At 56.0% G+C, this 26819-nt stretch carries 17 protein-coding genes; 11 read left to right on the forward strand and 6 right to left on the reverse strand.

The genetic code is table 11. The annotated features are described in order from the left end of the window. Positions 1-83 precede the first annotated feature (83 nt). Both ACP_RS00080 and ACP_RS00085 read right to left on the reverse strand, forming a co-directional pair. The gene (locus ACP_RS00080) at positions 84-401 is read right to left on the reverse strand and encodes an AtuA-related protein (RefSeq protein WP_012680427.1); all 318 of its coding nucleotides are present in this window, start codon (positions 399-401) and stop codon (positions 84-86) included. After that, a complete protein-coding gene (locus ACP_RS00085; protein ID WP_012680428.1) occupies positions 401-1738 on the reverse strand; it encodes an acyclic terpene utilization AtuA family protein in 1338 nt (445 codons plus the stop codon). Before ACP_RS00085 ends, ACP_RS00080 begins: the two co-directional genes overlap by 1 nt. 256 nt (positions 1739-1994) lie before the next feature. Between ACP_RS00085 and ACP_RS00090 the strand changes: the two genes are divergently transcribed. From ACP_RS00090 to bglX, 3 genes are all read left to right on the forward strand, one after another. Next, positions 1995-2912, forward strand: coding sequence for a LysR family transcriptional regulator (locus tag ACP_RS00090; RefSeq protein WP_012680429.1), 918 nt, complete (start codon positions 1995-1997; stop codon positions 2910-2912). Positions 2913-3090: 178 nt separating this feature from the next. Then, positions 3091-4671: a carboxylesterase/lipase family protein gene (locus ACP_RS00095; RefSeq protein WP_202944482.1), complete on the forward strand. Its 1581-nt coding sequence runs from the start codon at positions 3091-3093 to the stop codon at positions 4669-4671. A gap of 153 nt (positions 4672-4824) precedes the next feature. Beyond that, the gene (gene bglX / locus ACP_RS00100) at positions 4825-7098 is read left to right on the forward strand and encodes a beta-glucosidase BglX (RefSeq protein WP_238525713.1); all 2274 of its coding nucleotides are present in this window, start codon (positions 4825-4827) and stop codon (positions 7096-7098) included. 86 nt (positions 7099-7184) lie between these two features. On the opposite strand, the gene ACP_RS00105 is transcribed toward bglX, so the two are convergent. Further along, complete coding sequence (locus tag ACP_RS00105; RefSeq protein ID WP_041839116.1) at positions 7185-8102, reverse strand: carbohydrate kinase family protein; 918 nt, start codon at positions 8100-8102, stop codon at positions 7185-7187. A gap of 155 nt (positions 8103-8257) precedes the next feature. Between ACP_RS00105 and ACP_RS00110 the strand changes: the two genes are divergently transcribed. After that, positions 8258-9382, forward strand: a complete 1125-nt coding sequence (locus tag ACP_RS00110) for a substrate-binding domain-containing protein (RefSeq protein WP_238525597.1) — start codon at positions 8258-8260, stop codon at positions 9380-9382. Positions 9383-9575: 193 nt separating this feature from the next. Further along, positions 9576-13196, forward strand: a complete 3621-nt coding sequence (locus tag ACP_RS00115; protein ID WP_012680434.1) for a TonB-dependent receptor — start codon at positions 9576-9578, stop codon at positions 13194-13196. Here ACP_RS00115 and ACP_RS18195 read toward each other — a convergent pair. Continuing rightward, positions 13169-13465, reverse strand: a complete 297-nt coding sequence (locus ACP_RS18195) for a hypothetical protein (protein ID WP_169305873.1) — start codon at positions 13463-13465, stop codon at positions 13169-13171. The genes ACP_RS00115 and ACP_RS18195 overlap by 28 nt on opposite strands. Before the next feature lie 55 nt (positions 13466-13520). On the opposite strand from ACP_RS18195, the gene ACP_RS17030 reads away from it, so the two are divergent. The 4 genes from ACP_RS17030 to ACP_RS00135 all read left to right on the forward strand — a co-directional run bounded on the left by ACP_RS17030 (position 13521) and on the right by ACP_RS00135 (position 19284). After that, positions 13521-14924 carry a glycoside hydrolase family 32 protein gene (locus tag ACP_RS17030; protein ID WP_169305874.1) on the forward strand — a complete coding sequence of 468 codons (1404 nt, stop codon included), beginning with the start codon at positions 13521-13523 and terminating at the stop codon, positions 14922-14924. Positions 14925-14999: 75 nt separating this feature from the next. Further along, a complete protein-coding gene (locus tag ACP_RS00125; RefSeq protein WP_012680436.1) occupies positions 15000-16355 on the forward strand; it encodes a sugar porter family MFS transporter in 1356 nt (451 codons plus the stop codon). 60 nt (positions 16356-16415) lie between these two features. After that, positions 16416-18056 (forward strand): sialidase family protein, encoded by a 1641-nt coding sequence (locus tag ACP_RS00130; protein ID WP_169305875.1) that lies wholly within the window; start codon positions 16416-16418, stop codon positions 18054-18056. Beyond that, on the forward strand, positions 18049-19284 hold the full coding sequence (locus ACP_RS00135) for an SGNH/GDSL hydrolase family protein (RefSeq protein WP_012680438.1): 1236 nt from the start codon (positions 18049-18051) through the stop codon (positions 19282-19284). The genes ACP_RS00130 and ACP_RS00135 overlap by 8 nt, the downstream gene beginning before the upstream one ends. Positions 19285-19364: 80 nt before the next feature. Here ACP_RS00135 and ACP_RS00140 read toward each other — a convergent pair whose 3' ends face one another. After that, positions 19365-20495, reverse strand: a complete 1131-nt coding sequence (locus ACP_RS00140) for an SIS domain-containing protein (protein WP_012680439.1) — start codon at positions 20493-20495, stop codon at positions 19365-19367. Between the two features lie 405 nt (positions 20496-20900). Between ACP_RS00140 and ACP_RS00145 the strand changes: the two genes are divergently transcribed. Next, on the forward strand, positions 20901-22961 hold the full coding sequence (locus ACP_RS00145) for a beta-N-acetylhexosaminidase (RefSeq protein WP_012680440.1): 2061 nt from the start codon (positions 20901-20903) through the stop codon (positions 22959-22961). A gap of 230 nt (positions 22962-23191) precedes the next feature. After that, positions 23192-25342, forward strand: coding sequence for a glycosyl hydrolase family 18 protein (locus tag ACP_RS00150; RefSeq protein ID WP_238525598.1), 2151 nt, complete (start codon positions 23192-23194; stop codon positions 25340-25342). Positions 25343-25553: 211 nt separating this feature from the next. Here ACP_RS00150 and ACP_RS00155 read toward each other — a convergent pair whose 3' ends face one another. Further along, a complete protein-coding gene (locus ACP_RS00155) occupies positions 25554-26780 on the reverse strand; it encodes a lactonase family protein (protein ID WP_012680442.1) in 1227 nt (408 codons plus the stop codon). Between the last annotated feature and the right edge of the window lie 39 nt (positions 26781-26819).

Below are 26819 nucleotides of genomic sequence, written 5' to 3' on the forward strand. Positions count from 1 at the left end.
GCACCGGAGACTATCGCGGATGATCAACCTTTGTAAAGCGATTTATCCCCATACTCTGACTTCTCAAGGAAAATCGCGGAAGATCAACGGATTTCCGGTAGCGACAGTTCAAAATCCAGCAGAACATCTCCCAGGCACTTGCCATGCGCATCCAGCGAGAGCGAGCAGGTCACACTCTTTTCGCCCGCCCGCTGCAGCACAAAGTTCAGCGCATGCAGTGACGGAACCGAGTAGCGTGTCACGGGCGTGGCCAGTACCGGCGCGAAAACCTGTGAGAGTAGTTCGGCTGTTACATATTGCTCAAGCACCGGAAAATCTTCTGCCCGGTAAGCAATCAGCGAGATGGTGAGCAATCGGCCTTTGTCTCCCGTGCGCGCGTGGGCAATCTCTCTCAAGCGCATCAGGCGGTCTCCATGTGTATGCTGCAGGTGACGGCCTCGCGCGGAATCAACAGGCTCTCCACAGCGATCATCTCGCGGGTGAATCCGGTCACTCCGCCACCGCCTGCGGGGCCGTTGACATACAGTGCCTCCACCTCGCGCGGAATCCGCTGCGCCACGGCGCGATCATGAGCGCGCCCCGCCACGCGCAACCTGACTTCGTGCGGCTCATGAAGTAGATGAGGTGCGAGCGCATCGCCATGGATTGCATTGACGCCAATCAGGGAGCATTCCAGTTCGCCAGTCTCCCATGCTTTCAGTCGCTCCCGCACGATAGATTCTGCCAGTTGCGCGCGGCGCACGCAGCCGTGGCCTGCATAAGAGATTTGCCCTTCGCCCATATAGCCGTGATGAAAACCCGCGGACACCTTCAATTGCGAAGGGCGCGTGCGGCCTCCGGCATGAGAGACGCGAACCTGATTCGGGCCGCATTCAACGAGCTGAACAGTCGAAAAATCTGCAATTACATCGGGCGTGATGTAAGCAGCCGGGTCCTGTACCTCATACAGGAGCTGCTCTGTGCAGGTCGCTCGCGAAATGAGCCCACCGGCGCCCTCCACCTTCATGATGGTGGCCGTGCCATCGGGAGTCACTTCTGCCAGGGGAAATCCAAGATGCGCCAGATCGGGCACATCCTTGTATCCGGGATCGGCAAAGTATCCGCCCGTGATCTGGCCTGCGCATTCCAGTAGATGGCCCACTACCGTGCCTTGCCCAAGTTGTGGCCAGTCATCGGCGCGCCACGCAAACTCATGCATCAATGGCCCAAGAAAAAGCGAAGGGTCGGCCGTGCGCCCGGTCAGCACCACGTCAGCGCCCTGGGCAACTGCTTGCGCGATCGGTTCCGCTCCAAGATAGGCGTTAGCCGAGAGCAAATGCTCGCGCCATCCAGCCGGCATTGCGTAGCCGGCAACGGCCGGCTCCAGCAAAGAGGCAGCCAACGGCAACACATTGTCGCCCATCACATAAGCTACTTTGAGTCCACGCAGCCCGAGCGAGCGCGCAATCGAGAGCGTCGCCCGCGCCGCCGCTGCAGGGTTGGCAGCTCCCATATTGCTGACGATCCGTGTACCGTTTCGGTGGCAGATCGGCAGCACCGCCTCCATGCGCTCTCGCAGCCACGGGTCAAATCCGCCCTCAGGATTTTGCAACAGGTCGAGTTGCGCCAAAGCGATGGTGCGCTCTGCCAGGCACTCGAAAACCAGATAATTCAGCCGGCCTTTTTCTGCCAGTTCGACGGCGGGCTCCAGACGGTCACCGGAATACCCAGCCCCGCAACCAATGCGAATCATCTTCATTGCGGAATTCCCCGAAAAAGAAGCCCCCGGAAGGTCATCTGCACCGAAGCGGTCGCTGTTGGGGCAGCCGTCAGCACAGCCATTGGCAAAACACAGCGGCCGAGCGCTAGCACCAGCATCGAGAGAATAGTCAAAATCCCGGGGAGAGCAATCATGAACGAAAAGATGATCCGGTTTGCAAAAACAGGAGCAGTATAGGGAGCAGGTAATAGTTCTGTACAATGAATCGTTTTAAATTCAGTATTCTGAAAATACGATGATCAATGAGCTTCGGCATATTCGCGCGTTTCTGGCTGTCGCACAGCATGCCAACTTCACTCGTGCCGCGCAGGAGTTGCACGTCTCGCAATCGGCGCTCACCGTTCAGATTCAGCAATTGGAAGAAGCCCTCGGAGTCAAACTGTTTGACCGCAACAAACGGAGGGTGGCGCTCACTGACGCGGGTCGTGAGGTCATCGCTCCGCTTCAGCGGATTGTCGTCGATGCCGAGGCGATTGTGAGTCGAACCCGCGAAATCACAGGACTGCGCCGGGGCGTACTTTCGATGGCGGTTCTGCCTTCGATGGCTTCCGGAATTCTCTCCACAGCGCTGAGCCGTTTTACTGCGGCTCACCCCGGAATCATGATTCACATCCACGACGTCGTTGCCGACCAGGTGATTGAAAAAGTCAAAAAAGAAGAAGTCGATTTCGGCGTGGCGACGGTCATGCACGCAGACAAGGAACTTACCCTGATGCCGTTGTTTACAGATCGCCTCTTTGCATTTCTTCCGGAGCAGCATCCGCTCTCCAGCCGCGCCTCGGTTTCCTTGCAGCAGATCTCTGACTATCCTCTGGTTCTTATGGCAAGAGGTACCAGCGTGCGATCCATGGTGGACCAGGCACTTCGCGATCATGGCCTGACTGCCACGGCAGCCTATGAGGCAAATTACATGTCGACTGCCCTGAGCCTCGTTCGTGCGGGATTCGGAATTGGCATTCTTCCGGAAGACGCCGGAACCATGGGCAGTGCTCAAAATCTGGTCGCGCTGCCTATCGTTCGTCCCCAGCTCACGCGGCCCATTCATGTGCTTATGCGAAAGGGAAGAAGCGCGTCGCCCGCAGTTCAGCAGATGCTGCAGATTCTTAGAGACATTACTCGAAAGTCTGGCGACCCTGCTCGCGGCAAAGGGTAGGTTGTGGCGCAACTTCTATTCCGTCTAACAGAATAGTCTGTTCTATTATTTCTATTTCACAGATGTAGATTCATTCCCCTATAGTTACCGATCGGAATGAAAGAAGCGCCTGGCAAGATGTGTGAAGTGTAACCCGGACCAGGGCGAGCGTTTTGAAATGGAACTAAGGAGAGAAGCATTGCGCAAAGCACTTTCAGCGTTCATTTTGTGCCAGGCAGTGGCGCTTGCAGCGGTTGCTACCGCGCAGAGTGTCGTCACGATTGATACAGGCAAGTTGCAGGGCTCCACGCAAAACGGTGTGACAGCCTATAAGGGAATCCCCTACGCCGCCCCGCCCGTGGGCAAACTCCGCTGGGAACCTCCCCAGCCCGCGGCCCACTGGAAAGGCATTCGCCAGGCGACGCAGTACGGTCATGACTGCATGCAACTTCCATTTCCTAGCGATGCTGCTCCGCTCGGAACCACGCCTTCTGAAGACTGCCTGGTTGCGAACGTCTGGGTTCCTGCCCATCATGGCAAGGCTCCGCTGCCCGTCATGGTGTGGATTTACGGAGGTGGTTGGGTCAACGGCGGCAGTTCGCCCGCCGTCTACAGCGGCAAGCATTTTGCGCGCAAGGGCATTGTCTTCGTCAGTTTCAACTATCGCCTTGGACGCTTCGGCTTCTTTGCCTTTCCCGAACTGACCAAAGAGAGCAAGACCGGCCTGCTCGGCAACTATGGCTATATGGATCAGATTGCGGCACTCAAATGGGTACAGCGGAACATCGCGGCCTTCGGCGGCAATCCGCATGAGGTAACGGTGTTCGGTGAGTCTGCCGGAGGATTTTCAGTACACATGCTGATGACCTCTCCTCTGGCCAAGGGCCTCTTTGAGCGAGCCATGGTGGAGTCCGGTGGCGGCCGCACAATGCTGGGCGCAACCGGCCTGACCCAGGGCATGAACGGTCAGCCCTCAGCCGAACAGATTGGTGTAAATTTCGCGCGGAGCATGGGCATTGAGGGCGACGGAGCCGCTGCACTCAAAAAGCTGCGCGCGCTGCCGGCAAAAGATATCGTCGATGGTCTGAATATGGCCAGCATGCAAAGGGCCGCGACCACTTATTCCGGTCCAATTCTTGACGGTAAAATCGTCGTCGGCCAGCCGGAAACGCTCTACAAAGAAGGCAAATACCAGCATGTGCCTTTTGTGATCGGCGCAAACACTCTCGATATCGGCTTTACTCACGCTCACAATGTGCAACAGCTTTTTGCTCCTTTTGGCGCAAATGCCAACGAGGCAAAGAAGGCATATGGGGCAACCGCTTCATCCAATTTCTTCTTGCTCGGCATGCAAGTCGGTGCCGACGCCATGATGAGAGAACCGGCGCGTTTCGTGGCTGCAACACTTTCCTCGCAGGGAGTTCCCGCATGGGAGTACCGCTTCGGCTACGTGGCGAGTTCCATGCGCAGCAAGTGGCCCGGCGCTCCGCATGCAACCGAGATTCCCTTTGTCTTTGACACAGTCAAGGCCAAGTATGGGGCGGCGGCGACCGCACAGGATGAAAAGATGAGCGAAGCGATGAACACGTATTGGGCCAACTTCGCAAAGACCGGCAACCCCAACGGCGCGAGTCTTCCGGATTGGCCAGGATACTCGTCGAGCAAAGATGTTCTCATGGACTTCACCGAGAACGGCCCGGTCGCGAAGCGTGATCCCGCCGAGGAACGTCTCAACCTGACCGAACAGGTCGCAAATCACGCCCACGCCGGTAAGCAGTAGGTTCAACACATGCAATCAGAAAGTGGCGCGCTATGGTGCGCCACTTTTTGATGCGCAGATGTTCCACTCTGCGTTCTTCATAGAACCAGGAGTGCGATGCAGAAAGAGGTTTTCGTGCGACTCCGTGCAAGCTTGTGCTTTGCCATCTCCTTGATGCTGGGCCTTTCGGGTATCACGTTTTCTGCGCATGCCCAGGCGCCTGGCAACAGCAGCGCCGCTGTCAAACAAAGGGCAGATCATCTGCTCGCCGAGATGTCTACGCAGGAGAAAATCGGCCAGCTTAGCCAGCTCTTTTATTTCGGACCCAACGTGAAGATTCCCGGCTTTGACTCCGGCCCTTCGATTGAAACGCAGATTGCCAAAGGCGAGGTGGGGTCGCTGCTGTTTATTACCGATCCGGCAACCATCAACCGAATGCAGAAGATTGCGGTGCAGGATTCTCCGCATCACATTCCTCTCATCTTCGGCTTTGATGTCATTCATGGCTTGCGCACCATATTCCCGGTGCCGTTGGCGCAAGCCGCGTCGTGGGACCCTGTTATGGTCTCCCGCGATCAATCCATCGCGGCTATGGAGGCACGTTCGGTGGGTATCGACTGGGCATTTGCACCCATGGTGGACATCGCTCGCGACCCTCGCTGGGGAAGAATGGTCGAGGGGGCAGGCTCTGATCCTTATCTTGGTGCGGCCATGGCCGCTGCGCAGGTGCGCGGTTTTCAAGGGGCCTATCCCGGCGCGCCCAACCACATTCTGGCCTGCGCCAAGCACTTCGCCGGCTATGGAGCCGCGGAAGGCGGCCGCGACTACGATGCCTCCTATATATCTGACTCGCAGCTCTGGAACGTTTACCTCCCGCCTTTTCATGCGGCAGTGAAGGCAGGCGTAGCAACGCTGATGAGCGCCTATATGGATCTGAACGATGTTCCGGCGACCGGAAATCAGTGGCTCCTGCAGGATGTGTTGCGCAGAGACTGGAAGTTCGACGGCTACGTGGTGAGCGACGCCAACGCGGTCAGGAATCTGCAAACTCATGGGTTCGCACAAGATCAGGAAGACGCTGCAGTGCGCGCCTTCAAGGCCGGCGTCAATATGGAGATGGCCATCGGGCAGACAGCGTATGATTCGGAACTTTCGAAAGCACTGCAACAGGGCGTGATCACCGGTCAGCAATTGGATGATGCCGTCCGTCCCATCCTTGAGATGAAAATGCGCCTCGGCTTATTCGAGCATCCCTATGTGGATGTGGCTCGTTCCCAGCGCATTCTCGATGACCCCGCCCATCGCACCGCCGCGCGCATCGCCGCCGAGCGTTCCGCGGTTCTTCTGCGCAATGAAGGCGGACTTCTACCGCTCAACAAGACCAGATATCACAATATCGCCGTCATTGGTCCGCTGGCAGATTCTCAACGAGACACGCTTGGGCCGTGGACCTTCGACGAAAACCTCAGCGAGACCGTCACGGTCTTGCAGGGTCTGCGCAATGCCTTCGGCGCGTCCGCAAAAATCACCTATGCACCTGGCGCTCAGATGCACCGCAAGTTTCCCTCCATGTTTGACGCGCTGGATCGCGGGAAAAAGCCGCCCGTGTGGACGCCCGCGCAAGCACGCCAACAGATGCAACAAGCGATCGATCTTGCACGGAAATCTGATCTTGTTGTGATGGTGCTGGGCGAGCATCAGAATATGAGTGGAGAGGCCGCTTCGAGCGATTCGCTTAAACTGCCCGGCGATCAGGAGCAGTTGCTGCAAAGCGTTGCGGCCACAGGCAAGCCGCTCGTCCTGGTGCTGATGAATGGGCGTCCGTTGAACATCAAATGGGCAGCCCTGCATGTCCCCGCTATTCTCGATGTGTGGTACCCGGGCTCGCAGGGCGGCAACGCTGTGGCAAATCTGTTGCTCGGCAAAAGTGTGCCGGGCGGCAAGTTGCCCTTTGATTGGCCGCGTGATGTGGGGCAGGTGCCGATCCCTTACGCGCACAACCTGACGCACGAACCGCAGAATCAGGCGCGGCGCTATTGGGACGAAGCCAGCACACCGCTCTATCCTTTTGGCTACGGGCTCAGCTATACAGCATTTGCTTTTTCTCATTTGCAAATAGACAAAAGCAGCGTCAGCAAGAAGGAAGACGTACATGTATCTGTCGATGTGACAAATACGGGAAAGCTTGCCGGGGATGAAGTGGCGCAACTCTACATCCATCAGGAGTATGGGAATGCTTCCAGGCCTGTGCGGGAGCTGAAGGGCTTCGAGCGAATCACACTACAACCGGGCCAGACCAAAACCCTACAATTCACCCTGGGAAAAGAGCAGCTCCAATACTGGAGCCAGGCGCTTCATCGCTGGACCTACGATCCTTCTACCTATGATGTGTGGGTTGGGGACGACTCCACGGCAACCATGCATGCAAAATTTGTCGTGACGAATTGATCCCGGTGTTTACGCTGCATGCTTGTTCTTTCTGGCCGGTGGCCTCAGACCATCGGCCAGAAAGAAGGGAAATACTTTCCTGTCATCTAAGCCAGTAGCTTCTGGACGTCCTCAATTGACCAATCGGGAATAGCCGTAGCGCGGCTGGCGACAATCGCTCCCAGAGCATTTGAAAACCGCGTTATCTGATCGATGGCCCAACCGGATTGCAGCCCGTGCAGAAATCCAGCCGCAAATGCATCACCTGCTCCCACCGTATCGACAACAGTTGCTGGAAATCCGGGGTAAGTCCGCAGCGTGCCTTCTGAGAAAACAGCGCAACCTTCGCTGCCCAACGTAATGCAGATGCAGGCCAAGGCGTATCTGCGAGACCACTCGATACAAAACAGCTCCAGTGAAAACGGTTCGCTGCTATGCATGTGGAATAGCAATTCGGCTTCGTCCCGATTCAGCTTCAGAATAGTTGCCAGTTTGGTCAGGTTGTCCACCAGCGAGAAATCCCAATGGTTGGGCCTCAAGTTCAAGTCGTAAAAGCATGCAATGCGAGGGAAGCGATCTTTCAGCCGATGAAGCAGCATTTCATTCTGCGAAGAAGTTTGTGCGAGCGTGCCAAAATACAGCCATTGCGGTGCGAGCGCCGCAAGCTGCTCCAGATCCTGGTCCGCTACACTCAGATAATCAAAAGCTGCAGGTCTCGCTATCGTGTATGAAGGATTTCCCCGAGCATCCAGCTGAATTTCGGCAGTCCCAGTTCGAGCAGCTTCCACCTTACTCATGAATTGTGTGGTGAATCCCGACTCTCCTAGTTGTTGCAAAGCCCGCTGTCCGTCTTCGTCCGCGCCAAATGCGCTGATCAGAGTGGGCTGGTCTCCCAGCCGCTTGAGAGCTGCCGCCACGTTTAAAGGAGCCCCGGCCAAAGCCTCCGCGCCATCCTGAAAGCGATCCCAGAGAATCTCACCCACGCAGAGAATCGACACGAGCCGTTCCTTTCCAATGTTCGCCACGCAAATAAGTGACTACATTCCTGACTATAAACTGATATAGCAATTATGCTTTACCTGTCTACCTTTACTCTGCCAGGATGAAGAGGCGAGCAGAGAACCCTTAGAAGAGATTCAGGAGCCGCAAATCGACCATGAACAAGCCGCTGGAGAGAATCATGAAGACGAAGAAGGTGATGGAAGAGCTCTCGTCCGATGAACCGAAGTACCGCCTGATCGCCGATAGTCTTCGCGAGAGCGTGCTTTCTGGCGAATACCGGCCCGGCAGCCGGCTTCCGAGTGAAACTGACCTTGTCCGCCGCTTCGGCGTCTCGCGCATGACTATCGTCAAGGCCATCAAGGAGTTGCAACAAGCGGGCCTGGTTACGCGCCGCGTCGGGTCGGGCACTTACGTCAGCCCCCGGACCAGCCAGACCAGCCGGCTGTTCGGGTTGTTGATTCCAGAGCTGGGGCAAACGGAGATCTTTGAGCCGATCTGCCAGGGCATGGCCAGCTATCAGGGGACCACCCCTCATTCGCTGCTCTGGGGCAACTCTGTAGGTGACGGGCACCCTAAGGAACAGGTCGCCGAAGAGCTTTGCCAGCAATACATTACGCAGCAGGCTTCGGGCGTCTTCTTTGCGCCCCTTGAGCTCACCCCCAAAAAAGACGAGGTTAACCGGCGCATCATGGCCGCGCTCCACAAGGCAGGCATCCCCGTGGTCTTGCTCGATCGCTGCGTGGAACCCTATCCGCGGCGCAGTCAATACGATCTGGTTGGCATCGATAACCGGCGCACAGCCTATGCCGCCACGGCGCATTTGCTTTCAGCAGGCGCGCGCCGCATTGCATTTTTAGGCAAGGCGCTCGCGGCCTCGACCGTTGATGCCCGCATCGCAGGCTATCGCGAGGCGCTGAATACTGCCGGCATGCGCGCACAGGAGGTCGTCGTTCGTGGTGACCCTGGCGACAGCGACCTCATTCAAAAGGTGTTGAATGTTCAGAAGCCAGACGCTTTTCTTTGTGCCAATGACCACACCGCAGCCAGCCTGATGCAGAGCCTCTCCCGCCTCGGCCGCCGCGTGCCTGAAGACATCCGTATCGTCGGCGTGGACGACGTGAAGTACGCCAGCCTTCTGGCGGTCCCCCTCACCACGCAGCATCAGCCCTGCATCGACATTGGCAGAATCGCTATGTCCACCATGCTGAGCCGGCTTGAAAATCCTGATTTTCCCGCGCGTGAGATTCTTCTGAATTGCCGTCTGGTCGTGCGTCAGTCATGCGGAGCCCCAAGAGGGAACTGATCACCCTTTTCGGCGATTCTTCATCCTCTCGCCACTGAGACGTTCAGCCGCTGGTGGGCCATTCACGATGCCAAGGCGTTGTCGTGCGTCTGCCTAAATGCATATACAACTTTGTGGCCGATTGAATCACATCCTGATTGACAGTTGTCAATTCATATCACTACAACGAGTCCTGCCAATCTCAGGAGGCAGTATGAATCGACGAATCATTGGACTGGTCAATCTGGTCACAGCCAGGCGGCGCGGCAAGACGGCGGCTGTGGGCACGCCGGCAATACCAGCAGCTACCCCGGCGCGACGGGGTTCGCAAGGCACGCGAATGGCTTTGGCGCTCGCCATTTTGCTGGCAGCTTTTCTGTGTGCTCAACCCGTGAGGGCGCAGATGAGCTATGGCGGAGTGGTGGGCACGGTCACCGACAGCACAGGGGCGATTGTTCCTGGCGCGCGGGTTGTGCTCAAAAATGTGCAGACTGGTGCCACCCAGAGCGCAATGACCGGTACGGCCGGCAATTTCAGCTTCGTTAACCTGATCCCAGACACCTATCAGGTTACCGTTTCTAAATCAGGGTTCAAGTCGGTCACCCAGAGTGGAATCAATGTGCAGGTAGGCGGCGCTACGCAGGCCAATGTGGTTTTGAGCGTGGGCAACATCAGCCAGACCGTGACGGTGACCGCCTCGCAAGCGGGATTGCAGACGCAAAGCGCATCGCTGGGCGGCGTCGTTCAGGGCCAGCAAGTTCTAGAAGCCCCTCTGAATGGTCGCAACGTGAATAATCTACTCGACTTTGTGCCTGGTGTTGTGCCGGGCGGTGGCACGCAAGGCAGCACCATGTCCAATCAGGGAGATGGGCAGACGCAGGCAATCGCCTATAACAACTACCAGATTGGCGGTGGCTTCAGCGGTCAGAGCATCTTCTACATCGACGGCATGGAGCAGAACATCGCCGAGAACAACGTGAATCCGCTCGTGCCCACGCAGGACGCCGTGCAGGAGTTTCGTGTTTCCACGAATAACGTAAGTCCTGAATTTGGCGGTTACGGCGGCGGCGTCGTGCAGATTGTAACCAAAAGCGGTACAAACCAGTTCCACGGCAATCTTTACGAGTACTTCCGCAATACTGCTCTCGATGCCAATGACTGGTTCAGCAACCACGACGGGCTCGGTAAAACGCCTTTGCATCAGAACCAGTACGGCGCCAACCTGGGCGGTCCTATCGTCAAGAATAAGGCCTTCTTCTTTTTCTCGTGGGAGCATGAATCGCTGCTTTCCTCGCATCCCTCCACGGCCACGGTGCCCACCACTGCTGAGTTGCAGGGGGATTTCTCGAGCGACCCTCAGACCATCTACGATCCAAATACCGGCCAGCCATTCCCTGGCAATGTTATTCCGCAAAACCGCATCGACCCCATAGCGCTGAAGATCCTTCAGCTTGAAACTCCCGATGAATCGCACGTAGTTCAAAAGCCCTTCACCACCAACTTCGTTGCTTCTGCTCCCACCGAGGGCTACCAGACGCAGTACAACGCTCGCGTAGACATTGCCCCGACTTCACAGGATTCACTGTTCGCTCGCTATGTCTTCTGGAATCCCCACAATGGTTCCAGCGATCCTTTCGGCACCAAGACCGGACTCGGCCCAACAGGGAACTACACGCAGGAAGCCGAAGTGGGCGAGAATCATGTGTTCAATCCCACAACCATTGCAGATGTGCATTTCGGGTACCTGGAGAACTACAACTTCCAGTACATCCTGAGCCACGGCTTCGACATGTCAACCATCAGCCCGACATACGGCAACATACAGCAGGAAAGTCAAAACGCGAGCCAGGGCATTCTTCCCGCGCTGGGCATTCAGGGCTATGGAGTAGGGGCTGCGCAGAGCACCCTGTATTGGAACAACAATGCATGGGAGCTGAACGGCAGCCTGACCAAGATTCTGAACCGTCACACCATCAAGATCGGTGCGGACTGGCGTCAGTTGCTTTGGGAAGCCTACGGATATTGGACCTACGGGCTCAATGCGACTCCGTTTTTCACCGCATCTTCCAGCTCTGACCAGACCACGGGCAATGCTCTGGCTTCCTTCCTCCTCGGCATTCCATCGAGTACGGTCGCTTCTTATGGCAATACGGAACATGCCTTCATTCACAGCTATTCCTTCTATGCAATGGATACGTATCAAGCGTCCAAAAAGCTGACCATCACGGCCGGCCTGCGTTGGAGTCAGCCCGGTGCATTCTCTGAGGAGAATAGCCTCGATGCCGTATTGCAGCCCGATGCGGCCGTGACGATCGGCAATCTCAATTCCATTCAGAATCCCGTGAATGGCCAGTCTCAGCCTCTTACGGGCAGGGCGGCTCTTGAAAATAGCGCCGAATACCCGCATGGTCGCGATGAACTGCTTCACTGGAAACTCTTTGCGCCGCGACTCGGGCTCGCTTATCAGATCACGCCGCAAACCGTCTTCCGCCTCGGATACGGAATCTCTTATTTGCCGCCGGACATCACCCAGGATGGTCCACAACTCAGCCCCATCAACCGCGCCAATACGACCTATACCAATACGGTGGGCCAGCCGCTGATCGCTACAGTCGATAACCCACTGCCCAATGGATTCGTGAAGCCCGGTGGACACACGCAGGCAGCTCTCGATTCGCTATTAGGTTCAGGTCTGTGGGCCGGTCTTCCCAATGTTCCCTACGCATACACGCAGCAGTGGAATGCCGCTGTGCAACGCGCACTGGGGACCAACAGCAGCCTCACCATTGCCTACGCCGGAGCCAAGGGAACGCATCTCGTCATTGCAAGTGCCTACACCGGCCCCGGCTACAACCGGAATCAGTTGCCTGACCAATATGATTCGCTCGGCACCCAGCTTCTCAAGCAGGTGCAAAATCCCTTCTACGGCATCCTGCCTTCTACGTCAGTCGTGGGTGGGCAGACGGTGCAGCAAGGCTACCTGCTCGAGCCGCACCCGCAATATCCTGATGGCATGCTGCAGCAGAATGCACGCTACGGCTCATCAACCTATAACGCATTGCAAATGCAGTACACCCTGCACATGAGGCATGACGGAATCGTGCAGGTTGCTTACACCTACAGCAAGCTGTTGAGCGACACCGACAATACCAGCTCATTCCTTGACGGTCAGGGCGCGCAGGGCTTGCCGCAGGACAACTACAACCTTAAGGTCGAAAAATCCCTGAGCATGCAAGACATCACGAACAATCTCGTGATCGATTACGGTGTAGATCTCCCCTTTGGCCGCGGCCAGCTCTACCTTGCCAATGCAGGGCGGCTCGTCAACAGCATCATCGGGGGATGGCGCATCAACGGCATCACGATCTTCCGCAGTGGTACGCCCATCGCATTCACCGCGCCTCCCAACATCCTCAGCCAGTTTGGTGGAGGAACGGCTCCCTTTGGTCCGGGGCAATCTGGAATCATCCGGCCAGATTATGTGGCGGGATGCAACAAGAGCGCTCCCGGCTCTGCTCATAGCTCACAGCGCGCCAATGAGTGGTTCAACACGGCATGCTTCACGCAGCCAGGAGAATTCGCATTCGGCAATGAGCAGCGTGTCGATCCTACAATTCGCGGGGACAGGCAGGCAAACTTTGACACGGTCTTCAGCAAGTACTTTGACCTGCCGAAGAATGCAAAGTTCAAGTTCTCAGCCGAGGTCTTCAACCTCTTCAACCATCCTCAATTTGGACTTCCCAATAGCGAGGCTGGCATCCCTGGCTTTGGTGAAGTCACTTCTCAGATCAATCTTCCCCGCACCGCTCAGTTTGAGGGGCGCATCACCTTTTGAAGTAGTTGCATGTCTTTCTTCCGGCGAAGCTGATGCAATTCGGCATCAGCTTCGCACTTCTTTTTACTGCGGTATTCGCAGACGAAAGCGGCACTTGCAAGAAAGATCAACAATCGCGTCTGCTTCAGGGCAGCGAACACATCAAAACTTTGACGGGGAGAAACCAGAATGAATCGCCGCGAATTGTTCAGAACCGCTGCAGGTCTTGCGGGTGCGATCGCTCTGGGGCAAGCCGACTGGGCCATCAACAGGCCACGCAACACCGCCATCGCAGATCTCGAGGCGAGACTGGCTCTTGACCCGAGGCGCCCGCAATTCCATCTCTTGCCCCAGCGCAATTGGATGAACGATCCTAACGGCCCCATCTACTGGAAAGGCCAGTACCATATGTTCTTCCAGTACAACCCTGACGCCGCGGTGTGGGGAGATATGCATTGGGCTCACGCCGTCAGCCCCGATATGGTTCACTGGCGGCATCTTCCGATAGCCCTTGCGCCTACTCCAGGCGGTCCCGACGCGGCTGGCTGCTTCTCGGGCACAGCGGTGGTCGATAACGGAGTGGTCACGGTTTTATACACCGGCGTAGTCAACAGCACTCTGGCTAATGCCACACTCAATGATGGCCAGCACATATTCCGCGAGAGTCAGTGTCTTGCAACTTCAATTGACCCGGACCTCAAAACATGGAAAAAGCTTGCTGCGCCTGTGATCGCCGCTCCACCTCCCGGCCTGTCGATTACCGGCTTTCGCGACCCGTCGCCGTGGCGCAGCGGAGAGTGGTGGTATCTCGCCGTAGGTTCAGGCAATGCGCACACCGGCGGGGACGTGTTGCTTTATCGCTCGCGCGACCTCAGACATTGGCAATATCTGCATAAGCTGGTGAGCGGCGAGCAGTCCGCGAAAGGCGCAATCAATCCTGTTGCCAACGGTGACATGTGGGAGTGTCCCGACTTCTTTCCGCTCGGGGAGAAGCACGTGCTGATCTACTCCTCTCGCGGAGGCGTGCATTGGCAGACGGGCACGTTAGATAAGGAAGCAATGCGCTTCCACCCCGAGAAGACCGGCATTCTCGACTACGGCGCCTTTTATGCCGCCAAGACGCAATTGGATCAACAGGGGAACCGCATCCTCTGGGGATGGATTCCAGAGCAGCGTCCCGCTGCTGAGTACAGTGCGGCGGGCTGGGCTGGCATGATGTCTCTGCCTCGCGTGTTGCGCATGCAGCCGGATGGCGGCCTCGGCGTCGCCTTCAGCCCAGCCGTGCACAGCCTCCGCACGCGCGAACATCGCCTCGATCCTTCTCAAAAGATACAATCGCAACTCGCGGGGCTCTTTCTCCCACGTGCAACCGGGGAAATCTTGGCTCAACTGAATTGCGATCATCGAGCCTTTAGCTTCTCACTGATTGCAAAGTTTCCGCACAAGCAGCAGTCCCAGCCCATTGTGGAAATTGCCTATGATCCGTCGTCGCGGCAAATCTTTGCAGACAAGAAAGCAGTGCCCATCGCATGGGACCGCGACAATCTTTTGCAGTTGCACATTTATGTCGATGGTTCCGTGGCAGAGATTCTCTTGTCTGGTAAAGCGGTATACACCAAGCGCTTCTACTATGCCGGTGAAGATGCGCCGGGCATTTATGTACACCTGCAAGCTGCAGGGCAAATTCTCAATAGCTTCCGGCTTTGGCATCTCAAGGCAATTTCGCCGAACAGGCTAACTACTGGATAAGACAGGCGGCAGGACACCGCTGCAGCAAAATAGCGATCACCTCAACACACATACAAGCGAGCGAAATTTCTCACGATGCGTATGAATCGAATTCTGGTGAAGAGCACTCTGGTCGGTGCATTGGGTGGGCTGCTCTTTGGCTTTGATACGGCGGTGATCGCCGGATCAACGAGATCACTCACCCATACATTTTCGCTTACGCCATTCTGGCTCGGGGTCACGGTCTCCGTCGCGCTCTGGGGCACTGCCATCGGCGCACTCAGTTCTGGCGAACTCGGCGAGCGTCTTGGAGGGCGTGGCGCATTGCGCGTGATGGCAGCGCTCTATCTCATCTCCTCGTTAGGCTGCGCTTTTGCCTGGAACTGGGATGCACTGCTCGTCTTCCGCTTCATCGGCGGGCTGGGCATAGGCGGATCATCCGTACTTGGCCCGGTTTACATCGCGGAAATGTCGCCGGCCAAATGGCGCGGGCGAATGGTGGGCCTCTTCCAAGTCATGGTTGTGACCGGCATCCTCATCGCCTACTTCTCCAACTTCTGCGTCGCACAATTTCATCTCGGCAATGCGGAGTGGCACTGGCAGTTGGGTATTCCTGCCCTACCTGCTTTGTTGTTCCTCATACTGCTCTATGGAATACCGCGCAGCTCGCGCTGGCTGGTCACACAAAACCGTGTCGAAGAAGCGCGCGAAGTGCTCGCCATGATTGGCACGCCAGACACAGAGGCCGAACTGAACGAAATTGTACGTTCCGTGCATCGTGACCGCTCCCAGAAGCGGGAAGCGATTCTGCAAAGGAAATACCTGTTCCCCATATTTCTCGCCGTGGCGACCGGAATGTTCAATCAACTCGCCGGCATCAACGCCATTCTTTACTACCTCAACTCTATCTTTGCCTCTGCCGGATTCAACCAGATGTCCAGCAGCGGACAGGCCGTCATCATCGGCTTCACCAACTTGGTCGCGACACTCTTCGCCATGTCGATCATCGACAAGGTGGGGCGCAAAAAACTTCTGCTCGTCGGCGCAGTGGGAATGATCTTCTGTCTCGGCGGCGTGGGATGGCTCTTTCAGTCCGGGGCGCGATCGGCATGGCTGCTGTGGCTCCTGGTTGGCTACATCATTTTCTTTGCGATCTCGCAGGGCGCGGTCGTCTGGGTCTATATCAGCGAGATCTTCCCCAACAAGGTGCGTGCCAAAGGGCAGAGTTTGGGCGCTTCGGCAAACTGGATCACGAATGCGCTGATTGCCTGGTTCTTCCCGCTCGTCGCGGCGCGCTCGCATGCCATGCCCTTTTATGGCTTCGCCGCCATGATGGCTCTGCAGTTTGTTCTGGTTCTCTGGCTGTGGCCTGAGACCAAAGGCGCAACGCTTGAGCAGATTCAAGCGCGCTTCAAGATCGACCTGCTCGAGGGCGATGCTTCTCACAAATAGCGACGAGCAGTGCGTGTCAGCGTGCGCCACACTGCAAATTTCAGATGGAAAGGATTACGAATGAATCAGCGACAACGATTTCTTAGAGTATTCTCCTTCGCCTGCTGCTGTGCGTTTCTGCTGTGCAGCGCACAGGGCTGGGCTGCCACTCCCGCTCAAGCGGCTGCAAGCAATGTACAGAGTTCGGCAAAGAGCGCTCCGCTTTCGCAGGAGTATCTTTTGCTCGGCACTCCCAATCGGGGAGCCGGCGAGCCGTGGGTAGTCGTCAATCCTAAAGATCCAGACAACATCCTCGTCGTTGCCATGGCAACTCTGAACCGGCTTCCATCAGGAGAGCCGCCCATGCCGATGCCCGCCAAGCGAACCTGGAATTCTCCATGGACACAGTTACGAATTAAGGAATTGTCTGTGCCGAATGGCTCCCTTACAGACACTGCCGTCACGCGAGACGGCGGTAAAACCTGGAAGTTCGGCCAGGATGCCTTCCGAAGTACCTTGAAGAAGAATCGCTGCAGCGATTCCTTCGCCGGGGCAGGTGCCAATGGCACGCTCTACTATGGATGCCTCGCCTATCTGAATCCAGGAGCGGCAGATTATGCCGATGGATACGCTCCCGATGGGGAAGCGCGCTTCTATCACGGCGGTTCAGCCATTGCCTGGTCCACTGATAAGGGTGCGACCTGGAGTCAGCCGGTATGGGTGCATCCGGAAGGGCATCCTTCGCTTTATCCCACCGTGCATCCTGTTTTTGAGCAGGCCTCTCCAGTGGATCGGCCAGTATTTGTGCAGGATGCGTCCACGGGAACAATCTATGTAAGCTCCATCGGCTTTGTTTACACGGTCGATCCAAAGACAGTTCCAAGACCGGAAGTAAACCCAAAACTTCCGGGGAAGGGTTACGATGGCCTTCCACCTGCAAATGATATCCGGTTTGTTACGTTCATTCGCGCTTCTCACGACGGTGGTCACACGTGGGGCGATATCTATCCGCTCGATGAAAGCAATTACCCAGGCTTTGTTGGAATCTATGGATTCACTGCCGCATTCGGTCATCTGGTCATCGCCTATAACGCCCAGTCTGTCCCTGCTTCGATGCATGCCAACTGCCCCTGCGCCGTGCTGGGCATCAGTCAGAACGATGGCAAATCTCTCCGCTACAGCCTGATTCCGCCTCTGCCAGCCGCCACAAATGCCAAAGGAACTCCGCGGGCTTTTGGCCTGGCCGCGGGTGTCATGATCGCGGCAGACCCGATGAAGCAGGGACGCTACGCCGTAGCGCGGCAGGCCGGCAGCCAGATCTTTATCTCTCTCACCAATGACTCCGGTAAATCCTGGCAGCATCCGGTCCTTGCTGCGCAATTGCCTCCAGGAGCGAAGTTTGGTCATCTTGCCATGAAATATTCGTCCAGCGGCGATCTGGGATTAATCTGGCAGGCAATATATCCCGGCGGCAGTTTTGATATGTGGTCATCCGCCTCACTGGACAATGCGAATACCTTCCACACCGTCCGTATCAGTCATGCCATCTCTCCGCCGTGCAACCCTGACCGGTGCAATTTTCTGCTTGGCAATGATCTCTCATCCATGACGTTGGATAAGAAATATCTCTATGCGGTCTGGGGCGACAACCGCTCCGGTTTTGAAGGTACCTGGTTCGGCCGGGTCCCACTCTCGGCCTATAAGGGGAAGAGCAATGAATAGAGTGATTCGCTACGTCACGTCGGCGCTGGCGCTGCTCGCCTTCATGTTGGCGGTGAAATCTCCGGCTTCTGCTCAGGTGGTCACCAGGCCGCATTGGGTTGCCACTTGGGGAGCAGCGCCTCAGGCTGGCAACTGGCAAGATGAATTTCAAAATCAGACTGTGCGCATGATTGTTCACACCAGCCTTGGTGGAAGTCGCATCCTTGTGCAAATATCGAATGCCTTCGGTCACCGTTCACTGAAAATCGGCGCGGCACACGTGGCGCTTTCTGCAGGAGGCGCAAAGATAGTCTCTAGTTCCGACCACCCTCTCACATTTTCCGGTTTGTCTTCGGTAGTGATTCCCCCCGGCGCGCTCGAGGTCAGCGACCCGGTGGAGCTGCATGTTCCGGCTCTTGCCAATCTCGTGGTTAGCATCTATGTGCCCGGCCGCACGGAGCCGGCAACGAAGCATTTCCTCGGGCTGCATACTACCTATATCTCCGGTAGCGGCAATTTCACGGCATCAGAAGTCTTCCCCACCAAGTGGACCGCCAGTTCTTATTTCTGGTTAGCTGGCGTAGATGTGGAAGCCTCCAGCCAGTCGCATGCCGTCGTAGCCTTTGGCGACTCTATCACCGATGGATTCCATTCTTCGCTCGACAAGAATATGCAGTGGCCCAGCCAGTTCGCTGCACGCCTTCAGGCAAACGCTGCAACGTCTCATCTGGCGGTGGTCAACGAGGGTATCGGAGGCAATCGTGTCCTCCACGATGCAAAGCTCTATGGTGTGAATGCTCTCGCGCGTCTTGACCGTGATGTTTTTGCGCAGGACGGCGTCAGGTATCTGACCGTTCTCGAAAGCATCAATGACCTGGGCTTCCCTCACGCCGTCGGCGGTCACGGAGATCAGGAAGTCACAGCGCAGCAGTTGATTGCCGGACTCAGGCAGATCATCCTTCGCGCGCATGCGCACGGCATCCTGGTGTTCGGCTGCACATTGACGCCGTATCAGGGTGCTGATTACTACAGCACAGAAGGAGAGGCCAAAAGGGAAGCCATCAATCACTGGGTTCGCACCAGCGGTGCCTTTGATGGTGTCATTGACTTCGACAAGGCGGTGCGCGGTCCTAAGCACCCAGAGAGAATGCTCGCTGCTTACGACAGCGGAGATCATCTCCACCCCAACGATGCTGGCTATCAGGCCATGGCAAAGTCCATCGATCTATCTATGTTTGAAACGCGATGAGATCGTGTCTTCCCAAGAGGGCTGTTCAATAGAGATGCCCCGGATATGGTCTCATCCGGGGCATCATCTTCTGCCGATTCCTATTCTTGTACGACGGCTTTCACCAGGTTCCGCGGGTTGTCGACGTCAATGCCTCGCAAAATCGCGCTGAAGTAGGCCAGCAACTGAAGTGGAATCACCTCCAGCAGGGGCAAAAGATATTCACTCGTGGCGGGAATCGCAAAGGTGTGAGGCGTAATCTCAGCAATCGCTGTATCGCCTTCCGTTACCAGTGCAACCATCTGCGCGTTCTGCGCCTGCATATCGCGCATCAGCTGCAAGGTTTTCTCATAGCGCAAAATCGAGTCAGGATCCTCACGATCGACCGTCGCCAGAATCACCAGCGGTGCCTCCTGACTCACGAGCGCATTGGGCCCGTGCTTCAACTCGCCCGCCGGATATCCTTCCGCCTGCACATACGCAGACTCTTTCAGCTTCAACGCGCCTTCTCTCGCAATGGCATAATGAATGCCACGCCCGAGGTAAAGCAGCGTCTTGGCAGAACTGAATTGGCCGGCTAGCTCCTTGGCCTTGGCTTCCCACGCGGGCAGCGCAGCTTCCAGCGCCGGTATGATTGCGGCCAGCTGCTCGCAACGCCCAGAGACGGCCTGCGTCGTCATACGGCCGCGAAGCCGCGCAACCGCGAGTGTGAGCAGATAAAGTGTCGCAAGCTGCGTGGTAAAGCTCTTGGTTGCGGGAATTGCCTTCTCTTTGCCAGCCCAGGTCGGCAGGGAAGCATCCGCCTCGCTCGCCATGGTCGATTCGGCATAGTTGGTAATCGCCACAGTGGCCAGTTCCCGTGCTCTCGCTTCACGCAAAGCTGCGAGCGTGTCGGCAGTTTCGCCCGACTGCGAAATCACCAGCACGCAGGGGTCCTGCAGCGTGTGTGTCGAGCGATAGCAGTATTCGCTGGCATATTCGACGTCAACTGCAAGTCCAGCCATATCTTCAAACATGATTTCAGCCGCGAGGCCGGCATGGCGGCTTGAGCCGCTGGCTGCAATGACCAGTCGCTCCCGGCCACGAAAGGCTTCGAGTGCATTCTGAAAAATTGAGCTCTTGAGCTGGTTGCCGTCGAGGTTGTGAGCCAGGGTTGCCCTCAGCGCCTCAGGCTGTTCATAGATTTCCCGCAGCATGGCATGGGCAAACGTGCGTGCTTCCGTGGTCGTCATCGTTGCTCCCGTAGTGATTGGCTGGCACGGCATCGAAGAATTATGGGGCCATAAAGACCCGATGTACCTCGTGCCAAAATTCTATCGTAGTTTAGAAAAGCTCATATTGAAACGATTGAATATGCGGTCTTCTTCCATGTATAAATGTGGCGTCAAAAGAAAGCACGGATTTAGTTCTTAGGCCGTCTTGTGCGAGGAAGAAGAACTACAGGTACCTCTGCCGCAAAGTGTGATGCCAATGTTGAGGTATTGCTCTTCATGAAATCGGGTGCGGACAGGTGCAAATGATAAGGTGATTCGGAGCAATAAAAGGGAGGCTGGATGAGCGTGTTGTTAAAAGACTTGAGGTGCAGGCACTGTGCGCGCGTTACTGTGAAAATGCTTCAGTCCATTTTGCTGGGCTGCATGCTGGTCTCCTCTTCCGCTTTATGTGAAGCACAGAGTTCGCATTCTACGTTCACATTTCATAACACCCTCATGCCAGAGCCGTCTTCACTGCAGGCAGGGAAGGGCTATTTGGTGCTCACACCTCAGTTTGCCGCGACGACCGGCAAATTTCACGATCCTCGCCTCGATCATGCTATTGAGCGCGCCATGTCGCAATTGAAACAGGAAACTGGCGTCCTGATTCCTGTCGATGTTCAGTCGGCATCCGAGGTAAGCCATCCTGTCTTTTCGATTAGTGTGGATGGCCCCGGTGAAAAAGTGCAATCGGTCGATGAGAACGAATCCTATTCTCTGACTGTGACCTCGCAAAGCGTGCATCTGCAGGCTGCCACTGATGTGGGCGCGATGCATGGTCTGCAGACGCTGCTTCAATTGGTGCAGCACACAGACACGCAATATTTTCTTCCCGCCGTTACCATTCACGATTCCCCACGCTTTCCCTGGCGCGGACTAATGCTGGATTGCAGCCGCCACTTCGAACCGATTCCGGTTATCAAGCGCACACTCGACGCCATGGCGGCGGTAAAGATGAATGTCTTCCACTGGCACTTGAGCGACGACCAGGGCTTCCGTATCCAGAGCAAAGCCTTTCCCCTGCTGACCCAACGCGGTTCTGACGGGGACTTCTATACCCAGGCGCAGGCTCGGGAAATCGTGGCTTACGCTCGGGCGCGAGGCATTCGTGTGGTTCCCGAGTTTGATATGCCCGGGCATACCAGCTCATGGTTCGTGGGTTATCCGAATCTCGCGAGCGCTTCTGGCCCATTCCATATCGAGCGCCACTTTGGAGTCTTTGACCCCGTCATGGACCCGACACGCGCGAGCACCTATGTGTTCCTCGACAAATTCATCGCAGAAATGGCGAGCATCTTTCCTGACCCGTACATGCACATTGGCGGCGATGAAAATAATGGCGTGGAGTGGAAGCACAATCCTCGTATCCAGGCATTCATGCGTGCCCACAATTTGAAGGGCACTGCCGCCTTGCAGGCCTACTTCAATCGGAGACTGCTGAAGATTCTGCAGAAGTATCACAAGCACATGATTGGCTGGGATGAGGTGCTCGCTCCTGGACTGCCCACGGATGTCATGATTCAGTCCTGGCGTGGTTACGATTCGCTGGCCTCTGCCGCGCGCAAGGGATACACCGGTATTCTCTCCTCCGGTTACTACCTTGACAGCATGCAAACGGCCGCGGAGCACTATGCCGTTGATCCCATCCCGTCCAGCAGCACGCTCACACCTGAACAGCGCAAGCGCATTCTCGGCGGTGAGGCTTGCATGTGGGGCGAGTACGTCAATTCGAACATCATCGACTCGCGCGTATGGCCGATCACAGCCGCGATAGCGGAGCGTCTGTGGTCCGCGCAGAGCGTGAACAATGTGAATGACATGTACCGCCGCCTCAGGGTGGAATCATTACGGATAGAGGCGTTGGGTCTTACACAGATTTCACAGGAAGATGCAAGCCTGAGGCAACTTGCCGGCACTCAGAAAATTACACAATTAAAGGTGCTTGCTGCCACGCTCGAACCTGCAACCTTCGATCAACGGGATCAATACACCCTGCAGCATAATGTCACACAGCAGACACCACTCGATCATCTGGTGGATGCTCTCAGACCGGATCCGCCCTTCCGTCATGACTTTGAGCAGCTCGTCCAGAGATATCTGGACCATCCGGATGCGAACAGCAAGCAGAATCAGCGGTTGCGCATGCTGATGGAGACCTGGGTCACCCAACAAGACCGGGTATCTGAGCAGATGCGCCATTCTCCCCGCCTGGCCCCCGCGCAGATTCGATCAGTGCAGTTGGGGCAAATGGGTAGCATGGGATTGCAGGCCATCGGCTATCTGGGAACAGGCAAGACCCCGCCTCCGGGCTGGGAAGCAGCCCAAGTTGCGCTTCTCAAGCAGGCGGCGGAACCGATAGACCTGACGCGCTTTGACATCATGAAGCCAATGCAGATGCTGGTGGAAGCAGCGTCAGGAAAGCATGCTGCAGCCGCCGCACATTGAGGTCTCATCCCTTAACGCAAAGTACTGCGATAAACCATCAGCGGGTCGGCAGCGTTTATCATCTGTCAGCCCGCTTCTGTTTTCGGTCCCTGCATTATGGTCTGGCCTATCATTTGCGAATTGATCCGCAATAATTCCGTTTGACGGCAAGCAAGATCGACATTCCGTCACAGCCGCATTCTTCCTGTCTGAGATGAAAGACAGAATATGCGAAGAGATCGAACTATACTTTGAAGGCGCATGCGAATAGCCTTAACGCACTTGGCATCGGGCGCCACAAGGAGATAGTTGTGATGAGACTTGGCAGTCTGCTCTCGCTTGTTCTGTTTTTCGTTGCTGCTGCGTTAGCACAGAGTACCCTGCCGCATTTCACCGTGGCCGATCATCATGGGAGCGTCACGCTATTAGGACGTTCTCCATCGCAGTCGAAGACGACTGTCATTCCGACTGTCTTGGTGCCGGTGACACTATCTTTTGTTGCCAACCCGGCAAATGGGCGGCCAGCTACCTTATCTTCTCTGTCGGCTGTGCCTGCGGTCCTGCATTCTCCCGTCTTTGCCCGCTTCGGGTTTTCTGATTCAGAGCACACGCAGTACGCGGATGCCCTGTTGCGGAGCGCCGTGCATCATGCTGCCGGATGGCACACGCTTCTGGGTTCTCCGGCGGTTCATCCTTTGCATATCACGATTCCCCCAAGGGCCGGTTATCTGCTGAGTGATGGCCGAACCGGCGGCAAGATGGCGATTCTCGATGTTGAATATCTAGAGAGAAGAATCTTTGCGCAGTTGCCTTCTGAAAAAGGAAAGCTCTTCCTCATTGTGACGCCGAATGCAGCCTATTACACGTGGAGCGATGCAACCATCTGCTGTTCGTGGGGCGCTCATGGCATTGACCCTGCAACCGGAGATTCATTTGTATTGGGCACATATCTGCACGCTGCGCCTGCAATTGTGAAAGAGCAGGACGTTCAACCCCTGACGCAGCAGTTGGCTGAGTTCGTGCTTGATCCGGAGCATAATTCACTCTTTCACGGCGACTATGCGCACGCACCTGGAAATCATTTTGCGGCGTGGAAGAATCCCGTCACCGGCCGTTGCTCCGGCACAGGCATTGGCTCGGACTATTTTCTGCTCGAGCCAACAGACGTTAATCTGAAAAATAATTTTCCCTTCTCAAAGCCCTACTTTGCCAGCACGGCAGCTCGCATGTATCACTTGCAAAATGTTGCTCTTCCTTTCTGGTATGGCGCGTCCTCCAAATCGTTCAGAAGACAGCACAGCTTCCCTGACGCTCAGATTTTGGCAGCATCAGCTCAATCCTGCCAGAGCGCTACGCAGGTTTCTCCCGGCACCCTGGTCGCAACATCGCAGATCATCCCGAAGCCAATAGGCAAGATGCGTCATGAGCATCAACTGATTGGCTACTGGACCGGTGAAGACAGCACAGGTGCGTTGTTTCCTCTGCATGATGTTTCACCACAGTGGGACAACATCATCGTCGCCTTTGCAGCACCCGTTTCCGGTGGTCCAGAAGGAGCGTTGCGCTTCACGCTTCCACAAGGCATTTCTTCCCGGCAATTCAAGTCAGACGTGGCATCGCTGCAGCAGCAGGGCAAGACTGTCATGCTCTCACTCGGCGGAGGCGGAGAATTCTTCAAGCTCGATCAATCCGCACAGGTTCCAGTATTCGTACAGAGCGTCGAGCATCTTGTCGCGAAATACGGATTCCGTGGAATTGATCTTGATTTTGAAAGTCCATCGCTCGACCTCGCTCCCGGTGATACAGACTTCCGCCATCCGACCACCCCATCCATCGTGCATTTGATCGCTGCCATGCGCCAGATCAAAGCTCATTTCGGCCCCAAGTTTCTCCTCAGTATCGTGCCTGAGGGATCACAGGTGCCCGCGGGGTATGACACCTACGGCGGCCAGTTCGGGTCAGAGCTTCCGATCATCTATGCGCTCCGCAAAGATCTTTCTTTCGTCGATATTCAGGACTACAACACGCCACCAATGGAAGCATTGGACGGGGAAATCTATCAGTCGCACACGGTCGATTATCACGCGGCATTAGCTGATCTCCTGCTACACGGATTCTATGTCGGTGGCAATCGTGCGCAGTGGTTTCCACCCCTTCCTGCAAGTAAGGTGGTGATCGGCTTTCTCGTTGGCTATGCGCAGCCATCGGTGGTCAGTGATGCCATGCGCTACCTCATGACCGGCAACGCGCCTGTGGGCACGCACTACCGGCTGAGCAACTCGTACGGCTATCCGCATCTGCTGGGCGCGATGTTCTGGAATATCGATATGGACCGCCGGCAGAACTACAAGTTCTCCAATCTCATTGGGCCGCAACTTCATCATTTTGCTGTGCAGCCATGAGCTCTTCGACGGCCGATAGAGTTGCTGGTGTTGCGAAGCTCCATCTATCCGCAATAACCTGCATCTCACCCTGGGATCGATTCCCAAGGGTGAGATGTTTTCGAGCTAGGTCAGTGTCTTCAATTTGCGCATCGACGAGCGCTCTCAGGATAGATGCTGCTGTCTCGGCCAGGTTTCTTCCAGTCTTCGCATTGTGAAATCAAGTGTTTTATCAGCTAAGAAAAGTGATGCAAGCTGGCGTTGGAACCGCCGTATAGTTGCCAGAGAATTTCAGTGAACCATCGCTCTCGTGAATATGGAAGCGCACGATATTGTCACTGAGTTGGTTACATGCGAAGAGAAATCGGCCCGTCGGATCGATGCAGAAGTTGCGCGGGTAATCCCCCATCGTGGAGTTTTCTCCTGCAAATGCAAGCCTGCCGTCAGTGCCTATCTTAAAGACTGAAATTGTATTGTGGAGCCGGTTGGCCGCATAAAGGACGTTGCCTTGAGCGGAGATTGCAATCTCTGATGAGAAGTTGGTTCCCACAAAACCCCGAGGCAATGCGGAGATAATTTGCTGACGGTCGAGGATGCCAGAATCAGGGGCGTAGTGAAAGAAGGCGATGGTAGACGCTTCTTCCTGAATGGAGTACATCCAGCGCTTATTGGGGTGAAATGCAAAGTGTCGCGGTCCGTCACCGGTAGGCAGCTTAAAAAAAGGCGTTGCTGCAACCGGCGTCAGCTTGCCTGTTTCCTCCTGCAGTCGATAGCTGTAGATGCGGTCCTGTCCCAGATCAGTGGAGAGTACGAACCGATTGTTGGGGTCGGCATGAATCATATGCGCATGCGGAGCGTCGTGTCCGCTGATGGCAAAGCTGCCAGCAGGTGCGTTTGTAGCGCGTTGCGCGCCAATTGCGCCGGTGTCATGGTGCACGCATACAGCCGAACCAAGTGAGCCATCTGCTCGAATCGGAAGCACTGCTATGCTGCCGCCGATGTAATTGGCAACAAATGCAAACTTTCCTCTTGCGTCTACGCTCATATAGGCGGGGCCAGCTCCTGCTGAGCTGACGGTGTTGATCAAGCACAGAGCGCCTGAACCGCGATCAATGGCAAATGCACTCACTGAGCCATTGTTGCCCTCAAAGTTCTCTACTTCGTTGATCGCATAGAGATATCGTTTTGAGGGATGGATCGTTATCCAGGAAGGGCTAGGCGTTCTGGCCACCAATGTGCCATGCAGCAGGTCGCCGTTGTGAGGGTCCAATTCAAAGCGATAAATTCCTTCGCCGTTTTTTTGTTTCCCGAGGTCACCTGTGTATGTGCCCACGTAAGCAAATGTCTTGCCACTTTTGGAAATATGTTCAGTAGCCCCGGCCACACGATGCGCTGCCGCTGCAACGGCCACAGTGGCCGCACTCTTCAGGAATTGCCTTCGAGAGCTGTTCTCATTCACTTCGATATGCTCCTTTCAATTTTGTGAAACTTTGCTCAT

The sequence above is a fragment of the Acidobacterium capsulatum ATCC 51196 genome, assembly GCF_000022565.1.
GTDB lineage: Bacteria > Acidobacteriota > Terriglobia > Terriglobales > Acidobacteriaceae > Acidobacterium > Acidobacterium capsulatum.

Bases quoted from the DNA above. Each gene is read 5' to 3' on its own strand.
- ACP_RS00140 (WP_012680439.1), bottom strand. From the start codon at position 20,495: ATGACGACCACGGAAGCACGCACGTTTGCCCATGCCATGCTGCGGGAA.
- ACP_RS00130 (WP_169305875.1), top strand. From the start codon at position 16,416: ATGAATCAGCGACAACGATTTCTTAGAGTATTCTCCTTCGCCTGCTGC.
- ACP_RS00080 (WP_012680427.1), bottom strand. From the start codon at position 401: ATGCGCTTGAGAGAGATTGCCCACGCGCGCACGGGAGACAAAGGCCGA.
- ACP_RS00125 (WP_012680436.1), top strand. From the start codon at position 15,000: ATGCGTATGAATCGAATTCTGGTGAAGAGCACTCTGGTCGGTGCATTG.
- ACP_RS00135 (WP_012680438.1), top strand. From the start codon at position 18,049: ATGAATAGAGTGATTCGCTACGTCACGTCGGCGCTGGCGCTGCTCGCC.
- ACP_RS00110 (WP_238525597.1), top strand. From the start codon at position 8,258: ATGAAGACGAAGAAGGTGATGGAAGAGCTCTCGTCCGATGAACCGAAG.
- ACP_RS00145 (WP_012680440.1), top strand. From the start codon at position 20,901: ATGCTGGTCTCCTCTTCCGCTTTATGTGAAGCACAGAGTTCGCATTCT.
- ACP_RS00115 (WP_012680434.1), top strand. From the start codon at position 9,576: ATGAATCGACGAATCATTGGACTGGTCAATCTGGTCACAGCCAGGCGG.
- ACP_RS18195 (WP_169305873.1), bottom strand. From the start codon at position 13,465: ATGGCGGTGTTGCGTGGCCTGTTGATGGCCCAGTCGGCTTGCCCCAGA.
- ACP_RS00085 (WP_012680428.1), bottom strand. From the start codon at position 1,738: ATGAAGATGATTCGCATTGGTTGCGGGGCTGGGTATTCCGGTGACCGT.
- ACP_RS00090 (WP_012680429.1), top strand. From the start codon at position 1,995: ATGATCAATGAGCTTCGGCATATTCGCGCGTTTCTGGCTGTCGCACAG.
- bglX (WP_238525713.1), top strand. From the start codon at position 4,825: ATGCTGGGCCTTTCGGGTATCACGTTTTCTGCGCATGCCCAGGCGCCT.